2 protein-coding genes are annotated in these 12805 nt (G+C 37.7%); both read right to left on the reverse strand.

Going from position 1 to position 12805, the window contains the following annotated elements:
• Positions 1–15 precede the first annotated feature (15 nt).
• The gene (locus tag ACZZZT_RS18600) at positions 16–10671 is read right to left on the reverse strand and encodes an Ig-like domain-containing protein (RefSeq protein ID WP_463461497.1); all 10656 of its coding nucleotides are present in this window, start codon (positions 10669–10671) and stop codon (positions 16–18) included.
• Between the two features lie 1639 nt (positions 10672–12310).
• Entirely contained in the window at positions 12311–12784 is a 474-nt protein-coding gene (locus tag ACZZZT_RS18605) for a DUF6495 family protein (RefSeq protein ID WP_042564341.1), read from the reverse strand.
• Between the last annotated feature and the right edge of the window lie 21 nt (positions 12785–12805).

Here is a 12805-nt window from a genome sequence, read left to right on the forward strand (position 1 = left end):
GATTAATTATGGTGCTTATCTCATGATAGATAACCATCCTTTTTTAACCTTTCCGTCTCCCATGTCTATCACATAAAAATAAGTACCTGTTGGCAACATATCTCCTCTATTTATAACTCCGGATACATTTGCTGTTCCGTCCCAATCGTTTTCATAATGTTTTTTGCTGTATACTAATGCACCATATCTGTTATATACTTTTAATTCGTTGTTTGGATATGATTCGATACAATCAATTCTGAAAAGATCATTTGCTCCGTCACTATTTGGCGTGAACTCATTGTAAACCGTTAAACAAACTGGTTCTACAAAAGCTGAGGCCGTATTGTTTGTTGGATCAACATCTAAAGGAGTTGAAATTTCGATCGTTGATACGTTTGTATATTCACCGTTTGGCATCACAATTACTCTGATTTCTAGTGTTTCGCTTTCTCCTGCATTCAAAGTTGGAATTGTCCAAAGTCCGGTTAAAGGATCGTACACTCCGCTTGATGTAGAAGTTGAAACTAATTCATATCCACTAGGAATTAAATCACTAACAATTGTGTTGAGAATAGTTCCTTCGCCAACATTATTAACTGTTATTGTAAATACTATTTCTTCACCAAAATTAGGAGTAGGATTACTAACTGTATTCGTTATCGTAAGATCTGAACATGTCGCTACTGTTACATTTAGTGTTTTTGTAGTAGTTTCATCGCATGTATTGGTGTAGGTTACGGAAACTGTTCCTGTACCAACATCTCCCCATGAAATTGTTGCTGATCCGTCTGAAGTTCCTCCACCAGCAGTTATCGTTCCGGTTCCGCTTGTAATTGACCAAACATAATCGGATTTTCCATTTGCTACTGAATAGGTTACGCCTTGGAAAACACATGGTGTATCGTCACTTGCCGTAATTTGATATGAAGCATCATTTATGAAACTAACCTCTACTGCTAAACGTGTCGCATTTTCACAACCATTTGTTGTATTGCTAACCGTTGTTGCATAATAGGTCGTTGCAGTAAGTGCTGTATTTGCTGCTAATGGAGTTCCTCCTGTTGCAGTAGCATACCAAATTACATTTGGCTCGTTTACCTGAATGCTAGCAACTGTTGGCGCTGCTGATAAACAAAATTCCTGTGTTGTATCTGTTGTAGTAACAATTCCTGGTGTATTTACATTTACCGTAACTGCTAATCTTACAGGGTTTTCACATCCTATGGTGCTTGAAATAGCTCCATAATATATTCCTGTTGCTAAGGCTGTAGTGGCTGGTATTGCTGTTCCGCCTGTTGCAGTACTGTACCAAACTACATTTGCTTCGTTTACCTGAATGTTGGCAACTGTTGGTGCATTTATTGAACAGAAATCCTGTGTTTCATCTGTAGTTGTTGGTGTTGCGGTAGGATTATTTATTGTTACTGTTACAAGTAATCTTGAAGTACTCTCACAACCTGAAACCGGATCTAAAATTCCTCCGTAGTAAATTCCGTTTGCCAAAGCTGTAGTTGATGGAATTGCAACTCCACCTGTTGATGTACTATACCAAACTACATTTGCTTCGTTCACCTGAATATTGGCAACTGTTGGCGCATTAGAAATACAGAAATCCTGTGTATCATCTGTTGTCGTCGGAGTAGCTGGATCTGTAACTGTAATTGTTACTACTAAACGAACTGAGCTTTCACAACCTGTTACCGGATCTAAAATCGCTCCGTAATATACCCCGCTTGCTAAAACTGTGGTTGGTGCAAGTGCTGTTCCGCCTATTGCGGCACTGTACCAAACTACGTTGGCTTCGTTTACCTGAATATTGGCAACTGTTGCTGCATTTACCAAACAGAAGTCTTGTGTATCATCTGTAGTGGTTGGTGTTAATGGATCTGTAACTGTAATTGTTACTACTAAACGAACTGAACTTTCACAGCCTGTTACAGGATCTAAAATTGCTCCGTAATAAACTCCGTTTGCCAAAGCTGTTGTAGCTGGTATTGCTGTTCCACCTGTGGCAGTATTGTACCAAACTACATTTGCCTCGTTTACCTGAATGTTTGCAACTGTTGGTGCATTCACCAAACAGAAGTCTTGTGTATCATCTGTTGTGGTTGGTGTTAATGGATCGGTAACAGTAATTGTTACTGCTAATCTTACAGCGCTTTCACAATTAGTTACAGGATCTAAAATAGCCCCGTAATATATTCCGTTTGCCAAAGCTGTAGTTGATGGAATTGTTACACCGCCTGTTGCAGTTGTATACCAAACTACATTTGCCTCGTTCACCTGAATATTGGCAACCGTTGGCACATTTACCAAACAGAAATCTTGTGTATCATCTGTTGTGGTTGGTGTACCCGGATCCGTAACTGAAATTGTTACTGCTAATCTTACAGCGCTTTCACAATTGGTTACCGGATCTAAAATAGCTCCGTAATATACCCCGCTTGCTAAAACTGTGGTTGGCGCAATAGCAACTCCGCCCGTTGGTGTGCTGTACCAAACTACATTAGCTTCGTTTACCTGAATATTGGCAACCGTTGATGCATTTACCAAACAGAAGTCTTGTGTATCATCTGTAGTAGTTGGCGTACCAGGATCGGTAACTGAAATTGTTACTGCTAAACGAACTGAACTTTCACAACCTGTTACAGGATCTAAAATGGCTCCGTAATAAACTCCGTTTGCCAAAGCTGTGGTTGATGCTATTGCCGTTCCGCCTGTTAAAGTGCTATACCAAACTACATTTGGCTCGTTTACCTGAATATTGGCAACTGTTGGCGCATTCACCAAACAGAAATCTTGTGTATCATCTGTTGTGGTTGGTGTTAATGGATCTGTAACTGTAATTGTTACTGCTAATCTTACGGCGCTTTCACAATTGGTTACTGGATCTAAAATAGCCCCGTAATATATTCCATTTGCCAAAGCTGTAGTTGATGGAATTGCTACACCGCCTGTTGCAGTGCTATACCAAACTACATTTGCTTCGTTTACCTGAATATTGGCAACCGTTGGTGCATTTACCAAACAGAAGTCTTGTGTATCGTCTGTAGTGGTTGGTGTCCCCGGATCCGTAACTGAAATTGTTACCGCTAATCTTATAGCGCTTTCACAATTGGTTACAGGATCTAGAATAGCTCCGTAATAAATTCCGTTTGACAAAGCTGTTGTTGGTGCAAGGACTGTTCCACCTGTGGCAGTGCTGTACCAAACTACATTTGGTTCATTTACCTGAATGTTGGCAACTGTTGGCGCATTCACTAAACAGAAATCTTGTGTATCATCTGTAGTAGTTGGCGTACCAGGATCTGTAACTGAAATTGTCACTGCTAAACGAACTGAACTTTCACAACCTGTTACAGGATCTAAAATGGTTCCGTAATAAATTCCGTTTGCTAAAGCTGTTGTTGGTGCAAGTGCTGTTCCGCCTGTTGCTGTACTATACCAAACTACATTTGGTTCATTTACCTGAATGTTGGCAACCGTTGGTGCATTCACCAAACAGAAATCCTGAGTATCATCTGTAGTGGTTGGCGTTAACGGATCTGTAACTGTAATTGTTACTGCTAATCTTACTGCACTTTCACAATTTGTTACAGGATCTAGAATAGCTCCGTAATATATTCCATTTGCCAAAGCTGTAGTTGATGCTATTGCTACACCGCCTGTTGCAGTGCTATACCAAACTACATTGGCTTCGTTTACCTGAATATTGGCAACTGTTGGAGCATTTACCAAACAGAAGTCCTGTGTATCATCAGTTGTGGTTGGAGTACCCGGATCTGTAACGGTAATTGTCACTGCTAATCTTACAGCGCTTTCACAATTGGTTACAGGATCTAGAATAGCTCCGTAATAAACTCCGTTTGCCAAAGCTGTGGTTGGCGCAATTGCCACTCCGCCTGTTAAAGTGCTATACCAAACTACATTTGCTTCGTTTACCTGAATGTTGGCAACTGTTGGCGCATTCACTAAACAGAAATCTTGTGTATCATCTGTTGTGGTTGGTGTACCCGGATCCGTAACTGAAATTGTTACTGCTAAACGAACTGAACTTTCACAACCTGTTACAGGATCTAAAATGGCTCCGTAATAAATTCCGTTTGCCAAAGCGGTGGTTGGCGCAATTGCCACTCCGCCTGTTAAAGTGCTATACCAAACTACATTTGGTTCGTTCACCTGAATATTGGCAACCGTTGGCACATTTACCAAACAGAAATCCTGAGTATCATCTGTTGTGGTTGGTGTTAATGGATCTGTAACTGTAATTGTTACTGCTAATCTTACGGCGCTTTCACAATTGGTTACAGGATCTAGAATAGCTCCATAATAAATTCCGTTTGACAAAGCTGTAGTTGATGGAATTACTACACCGCCTGTTGCAGTGCTGTACCAAACAACATTGGCTTCGTTTACCTGAATATTGGCAACCGTTGGCGCATTTACCAAACAGAAATCCTGTGTATCGTCTGTAGTGGTTGGTGTGCCAGGATCACTTACGTTTATTGTAACTTCTAAGCGAACTGAGCTTTCACAATTGGTTACAGGATCTAGAATAGCTCCATAATAAACACCGCTTGTTAAAGCTGTTGTTGGAGGAATCGCTGTTCCGCCTGTTGCGGTACTATACCAAACTACATTTGGTTCGTTTACCTGAATATTGGCAACTGTTGGCGCATTTACCAAACAGAAATCTTGTGTATCATCTGTTGTGGTTGGTGTAAGCGGATCGTTTATTATTACAGTAGCAGCCTGAAGTGTTCCTGCAATGTTCTCGCAAGTTGTATCACTTGAAACGCCCACATAATAAGTAATCGGACTTACAGCACGGGTTAAACCTGTGATTGTTAAAACTCCGGCTGCATCAATTGTATAAGTTGCTCCACTTATTACAGCTCCATTTGTAATTGGTTGTGTTTTAGCATTATCTAAATACCATGTAAATACCGGATTTGTTAGTGTAGGTGCTGTTGGTGTCAATACCGCAGCTACATCATGACAAACTGTTATATCATCAACTGAAATATCAGTTTCATTTGATGGAGGCAATATTGTAAATGTTATTTGTTTTCTGTCTGCTTCAGCAGTTTGACAAAATTCATCTGAACTAACTCCTACATAATAAGTATATGTTCCGGGCACTAAACCAGTCACAACTAATTGTGGAGTTGTTTCTCCTGGAATTAACTGAGCTGTTGTTCCGTCAAAACTATACCAATAGTAAATTGGATTTGTTAAGGTTGCTGTTCCGCTTACGCTCGTTGCTAAAGTTACGGTTCCTGTTGGAGAACAAATTGAAGTTGTCAGAGCTCCGTTTAACGTAATATCTGTTAAAGCATTTTCAGGAGTTGAAGCGCTAACCTCAACAGTAACTTCTCCTCTTGCAAAAGTTTCGCAACCATAACGAACAGGCTGTACGTAGTATTTATAAATTCCTGCAGCCAATGTGCCTGGAATTGTATAAGTAACTCCCGTTGCTACTACAGAACCTCCCGTAGGCGAATCGTACCACTTATAAGTAGAACAGGCATCGGCCGGAATTTGCAGTGTGACAGGTGATCCCGGACAAACTGTTACTTTATTATTAAGATCGCTGCCTATGACTTTTGTATTTCCTACACGCTCAACAGTATGAACTCTAAGGAATTCTAAAACTCCTGCAACTCCTCCAAAACGAATTCTAACGCGATCGTAAGGCTCTGGCTGAGAAGACACAAGTACCATTGACATTGTATTTCCCGGTAATAATCTTACGCTTAAAAGTGTGCTTGTATTTTGAATAGGAGCTCCTACTGCAACATTACCCAAGTAACGTTGAATACTAAATCCTGTCAATAAATTAACATCTAATAAAACACCTGGTTTTGAAACCACTATTCTTAATGTATCACTTGCAATTGCCGGTGTTTTAAAGGCTACTGTTAAATCGGCTGCAGCCAAAGCACCAACTCCGCTATACATTGTTGCAAAAGTGGTAATATCATTATCAGCAACGTTAAATGAATCAGCAACTCCAACTGTAGCGGTTAATGCTCCTATTGGAAGGCCTAAATCTGTTGCTCCGTAATAAATATCCTGAATATCTCCAGGTGTGCAGGTAACTGTTGGAACAGATATATTGTAATAAGCATCAAATACTTTTGTGTTTTGTGCAACACTTAAAGAAGAAGCCGACTGAATTCTCACTCCATTATAAGCCTGAGGTCCGGAACCATTTGCCGGAACAAAAGTATATTCGAAACTATTATCACCAGACAATAAGTTTAATAATGATCCCGAAACAGATTGTAAAGGTCCAATATCAACTCCGTTCAAAGTTCCAACTACTGATAGGTTTTGTCCTACTGCAACTGCACTATACTCAGATCCTAATTTAATAGTAACCGGAGTTCCTTTTGCAATATTTGCAGGCCAGGTTAAAGTTTGCCAGGTTGTACCAACTCCTAAAAGTCCTAATCCTGTTGTAATAGTCGAAAATGTTTGCGGATTTCCGTCAACGGCATTTATTCCGTTAGAAACCCCTCCTGTTACAATCGAACCGGAAGTCTGTGCAGTAGCATAAACTCTTTCGGTTAAAGACTGACAAGCAGCAGGATCTATAACATTGATAGAAACCGTTCCTGTAACTGTACAGTTTAAAGCGCTTGTAGCAACTACTGTATAAGTATAGATGCCGGGAGTATTTAAAACACCTGTTGTATACGGTGGCCCGGCTACAGGATTTCCTTGTGGATCAAACCAGGCCAAAGTTCCGTCTGATGTTGCATTTAATGCTACTGTAGCTCCTACATTTACTGAAATTGAAGGTGTTACAACCAAACTTGGCAACGGATTAATAGTCACTGTTACTTGTAAAATAGCAGATGGACATGTAACACCGTTACCTTGAGCCTGAATTGAGTAAACACCACTTGTATTTATATTTGCTGCAGCATTTGCAGGTAAAACATTATTTGATGGATCATAAAAAGTATATGTTGTGTTTCCTGATGTATCAAAACCTGTAATGGCATTTGCTAAATTTACAGTACCACAACCTACTAAAGGTGTACCAATTACTACTAAAGGTGTAACTGTTGGAAAATTAACCACTACTTGTTTTAAAGTATTGATGTCATTATCACAAGTTGCACTGTTTGAAACAGAAACATAATAATTATAAGGAGCTCCCGCAGCATTTAAACCTGCGATTGCTAATGCTCCGGTTGTTGGATCTTTTGTAAAAGTTACTCCCGGCTGCGCTGCAACAGAAGTTCCTGTTATAATTTCCTGTGTTTTATTTTGATCTGTATAATATCTAAATTGCGCTGCTGCCAAAGGCGATGTAGGAGATAATGTAACTTCTCCAGCACATGAAGCTTCCTGCGGACTTACTATCGTTACATCTGCAGCAGTTGCAAATGGCGCCACAGTAACCGTTACAGGTTGACGAACGCTATTAGTACAAGCTCCGTCACGTGTTGCTTCTATATAATAAGTTGTTGTTGCTGTTAAATTTGGTGTAGTATATGATGCTGTAGCTGAAAGCTGAGTTCCTGCACTTGGAGCATCATACCAGGTAAATGTTTCACCTGCTACTGTTGAACTAGCTGCTAAAGTTACCGGTTGTCCGCTACAAATTGAAGACGCAGCACCAGTAACTGTTGCAGGATTGAATCTGTAAGAAGCTCCGTAAATATCTAAACTTGTTAATAAAGTAGCCACGCCACCCAGTCTAACTTCAACAGCTGTAAAAGGTCCTGCTGCCACAAAACTAGCTTTTAAACGAGTAGATGATAATAATTGAACATCAATTAATGATCCAATATTAACCTGATCAGCATTTGGAGTTACTCCATTATAACTTCTTAAGCTAATATAAGAAAGAGCAGTTACATTTACAATTCCGGCTGGAATTCCTAATTCTACATCTATAATATCGCCCGCGTGTCCTGCCGTAGAAAATGTTAGCATTTGTTGTATGTAATCATTTACTAACCCAAGAGGAACTGAAAGATTTGCAGCTGTTGCAGAATTCGCATCAATAGAGTTTCCTTCATTTGCCGAACCACATAATAAACATCCCGTAAGTCCACCTCTTGAAGTTACCTGGGCATTTACCTGCAAACAAGTACTTACAGTGTTACTTATTATAACATTAATCGCCGTTCTGGTACTACTAATACAAGTTGAAGTTGTATTTCTGGCAGTTACATAATAAGTTTGATTTGCCGTTAAAACAGGAGTCGTATAAGTAGCTGTTCCTGTTCCGGCAGGTAATACTGTTCCTCCAGTTGGTACATTATACCAATCAAATGTAACGTTAGAATCCGGGCTTGATACTTGCAAAGTTGCAGTTTGCCCTGATTGAATAATTACACTGGACGAAGCCGCTATTGGTGTTGCCGGTAACGGATTAACCGTTACAGTAACCGAAGTACGGATGGCACTTGAACAACTTCCAATTCCGGCTTCAACATGATAAGTTGTGTTGGCAGTTAAATTCGGTGTTGTAAAAGAATTTCCTGTAAATAATAAGTTTCCGCCTGAAGCTGCATCATACCAAGTATATACAGTTCCTGCAACTGGAGTATCGACATTTAATACAGTCGTCTGACCGCTACAAATTGTTGTACCGCCTGCGGAAATAACCGGAGCAATCGGATTATCAATAGATATTAATACCGGAAAACGCTCACTATTAACACAGCCATTTCTTGCGATCTCTACATAATAAGTCGTTGGAACTGTTAAAGCTGGTGTTGTATAAGCAGCGGTACTAGCAAGTAATGAACCGCCAGTTGCTGCACTATACCAATTAATAGTTTCACCAACTGCGATATTCGCAACTAAGGTGGTTGTTTGCCCACTACAAATAGTTGTATTTCCTGTAATAGTTGGTGCTTTGTATCTGTAAGTTGCCTGATAAATATCTAAACTTGTTAAAACAGTTGCCAAACCTCCTAATCGAATTTCAACACGATCAAAATTAGCACCTGCAACTACACTGGCTCTAAAACGATCACCTGATAATAATTGTAAAGTTACCAGCGGATTCGTAACTGATATTCTGTCATTATTATAAGTTGCTCCATTATAAGTTGCCAAACTAACCGCTCCTAATAATTGAAGATCAGCAAGTCCGCCAGGCAATTCTAATTCTACATCAACAATATCGCCCGCTTTGCCAGGATTATTAAATTGTAAGGTCTGTTGAACCCATCCGTTAATTAAACCAACGGGAATCGTAAGTCTAGCTGCTGTTGCGCTATTTCCGTCAACAGAGTTATTAGGATTCGTACTGCTGCATAGCAAACATAAACCGTTTTGAAGTGTTTGCTGACTGCCGGCTTCTAAACATCCTCCTAAAGCTGATGGTATAACTGTTACTGTTACAGGAACTCTTGTTGCACTTACGCAGTTTCCTGCCGCACTTTGAGCTTCAACATAAAAAGTTTTTGTTGCTGTTAAAACCGGAGTTGTATAAGTTGGAGTATTTATAGCCAGTGCCGTTCCGCCTGTTGCAACATCATACCAATTTAATGTAACTCCCGCCTGAGGAGTTGCCGCGGTTAATGTAGCATTTTGTCCAGATTGAATAGTAACACTTTGCGTTAAAACCGTTGGAAGAGCAGGAACAGCATTCGAAATTACATCTACCTGAGTTCTTGCAGGGCTCAAACAGCTTCCTATTGCAGCCTCAACATAAAAACTTGTAGTTCCCAAAGGAACAGTTGGAGAGTAAGTAATTCCTGAAGCTAAAGCCACACCTCCCGAACCTACATTATACCAATTGTAAGTCGTTCCCGGAATTGGGTTAACAACTGATAATGTAGTTTGTTGTGTTGCACCAGTCGAACAAATTGCCGTACCGGTTGTACTAATCGCAGGAGCAACAGGATTTGACACATTCACTACAACAGGTACACGTTCATTTCCTTCACAGCCCGCTGCTCTGGTAACACCAATATAATAAGTAGTATTAGCAGTTAAAACTGGCGTAGCATAAGAATTTGTAGTTGCCAAAGCTGTAGTCGAAGTTGGTGAGCTATACCATGCTACTGTAGTTCCGGCAGCCGGAGTAGCTGTTAATGTAGTTGAGCTTCCAGAGCAAATCGTTTGATTTAAACCTCCTGTTACTGCTGGAGGAGCAAATTCTAAACGAACATCATAAATTCTTAAATCAGTCAGCACGCTTACTAAGCCTCCTAACTGAATTTGAACCTGATTGGTATCACCTGTTAGCGTATATCTTAATACTCCAATAGTGTTTCCCGGTAATAATGCCAGATTCAGCAGCGGATTATTTATCGCTACTGCAGTTCCGGAATTTGTACCGTTCAATTTAGGCTGAATTGTACCTGTAGATAATAAGGACAGATTAAGCAAACCTGCACCACTACCAACATACAAAACAATTTGATCGCCTGCCCTTGCTGTTTGATTGAGAACCAAAGTTTCCTGAGCAGAACACAATACTCCGACGACTGTACTCAGAGTTGTAAATGTCGTTAAGCCTGCGTCGTTATCGTAGGCCGCTGTAGGGTTAGTTACACTTGTACCAAGGCAGATCCCGGAAACACTATTAGTGTTGGATATTGGTCTGCAAAAGGTTTGTCCAAATGCATTATTACATAGAAGTAATAAAAAAAACAGCCCTAACAATCTCTTCTGAAAGAGGAGATTACAAAAAGTAAAGAATTTTTTCATAATTTGGAAGATTAGAAAATGGACAATAAAATACCTGTTGCGATAGGCACGTATGCCTAAGCAATTATAAAAAACGTTAATAATCAATTGATTAAATCAAATTTTAAAACCTTACCTAACTAAAATTTTAAATTAGATTTTGTAAAAAATTGTATTGCGTATATCAAAATACACTAAAGAGAATTTTTATCCACAACGAATAATGTTAAGCCTACATCTTTCGCGTAGGCATCTGTAGAGTTCGTTACACTTGAACCAATGCATACACCAGAAATACTATTCGTATTTGATGCTGGTTTACAAAAGGTCGGCTCAAATGCATTATTACATAGAAGTAATAAAAAAAGTAGTCCTAACAATCTCTTCTGGAAGATGAGATTACAAAAAGTAAAGAATTTTTTCATAATTTGGAAGATTAGAAAATGGACAATAAAACACCTGTTGCGATAGGCACGTATGCCTAAGCAATCATAAAAAAATTAATAATCAACTAGTTAAACCGAAATTTAAAACCTTACCTAACTAAAATTTTAAATTAGATTTTATAAAAATTATATTGTTTAGTATATATCAAAATATACTAAAGAGCACTTTTTATCCCAAACGAATAAAAGATGTCTCAAAACTTTAGGAAATATTGATCTGAATCAATCTTCCAAACGGAGTGATTTGTACCTGAACTAATTTTCATAAAGAAAACTATAGGTTAAGTAATGCGGGGGAGTTTAATAATATAGAGTATGATCCAATATTATAGAAAGTTGATTAGGCGATCTACAATTTGTTTATTTAGAATTTAGGTTCTAAAATTGAATCATGATTTTTTTATGCAAAAACACATTGAATTTAAAATGAAACGCAACAATGCTGTTCATTAACAAATCCTCTACTGGGGTTTGGAAATAAAAAGCTATTATTATGTTTAAATTTATAAAACAAATTTGCCAATGAATTAAAAATAGATTTTGGAGTAAATTGAATTTTACCCAAAAGAGAAATAAATAAAAACAGAAGAATAAGAATACCTAATGCAAACTTGATAAAAAGAGTAAATTTCAATTCCATAAGTAAATGAATTAAGTTTATATTAAATCTTCAGCTTTTAATCAACCTCAAAAACAATAATTAAGTTCATTTTTTTTAACCAATTCAATTATGCCTTTGCTGTTTGTTTTTTATTTCAAAAAGTACAAACCCATTTTGTTTAACTTTTTTCCTTTACTAAAATTAAGAAAAACCTAAATATAAAACAAGTACAAAACTCTTATCTTTTTTAAATTACTAAAATTCAAAAAAACAAAAAAGATATAAATCTCAATAAAATCAAGGCATTAAATCAAAAAAAGGACTGTTATAGAAATCATAAATAAAACCATATTTTTTCGTAAAAATACAAAAATGTAAGTTTATGATTACTTTTTTAATTTGGTAACATGTTTAAAATCAACATAAATACAAAAAATTGAAAAGTAAAACCTACAATAACAAGTGTAGAGATGACATTTTTAAACAATTCGAAAAAAACAGGTAAAAATACGGGGTAAAAAAAACAAAAAAGTTTAAACAAAAGTTAAACAACCTAAAAAAGGTAAATATTTTAACATCAACCATTTACCTTTTTTAATTTTAACTACAACGATTACGATTCAATAATCGTGTTAATTTGTTTAAAAAGTTGTCCGTCACTTAAAAAAGCCCCTTGCTGAATTAATTCAAATATTGAGGCATTTCTATCTTCAGTAAAAACTTTCTTACCTACTTTCATTTCAATTGTTTCAGTAAACATATTATCGCTCAGCCATTGCAACCCTTCTTTTGTTAAAAAATCAGTATCCGGAACTAATGATTTCAATACTATTGATTGAACATGAGTTTCAAAACATTGAAACAAAAAGATGTGATTTTTAGAAAAATGCTCTAAAAATTCAGCTCTCGACAAAACACCTTCCCAAATTAAATCAGAAAAAACATCCAGCTCCTGTTCTGCCACTTCCGGCTTATTTTCTTTAATAGAATCCCACTCAGCTTTATCAATTGCCTGAGTTGCTAAAAAACTAGCAAATTCTGCGTGCAATTCATCAAATTGCTCTTTTGTTAATCTTGCGTATTTCATTTATTTTTTCTTTGATTTAAA

The organism is Flavobacterium sp. AC274, from assembly GCF_979258275.1.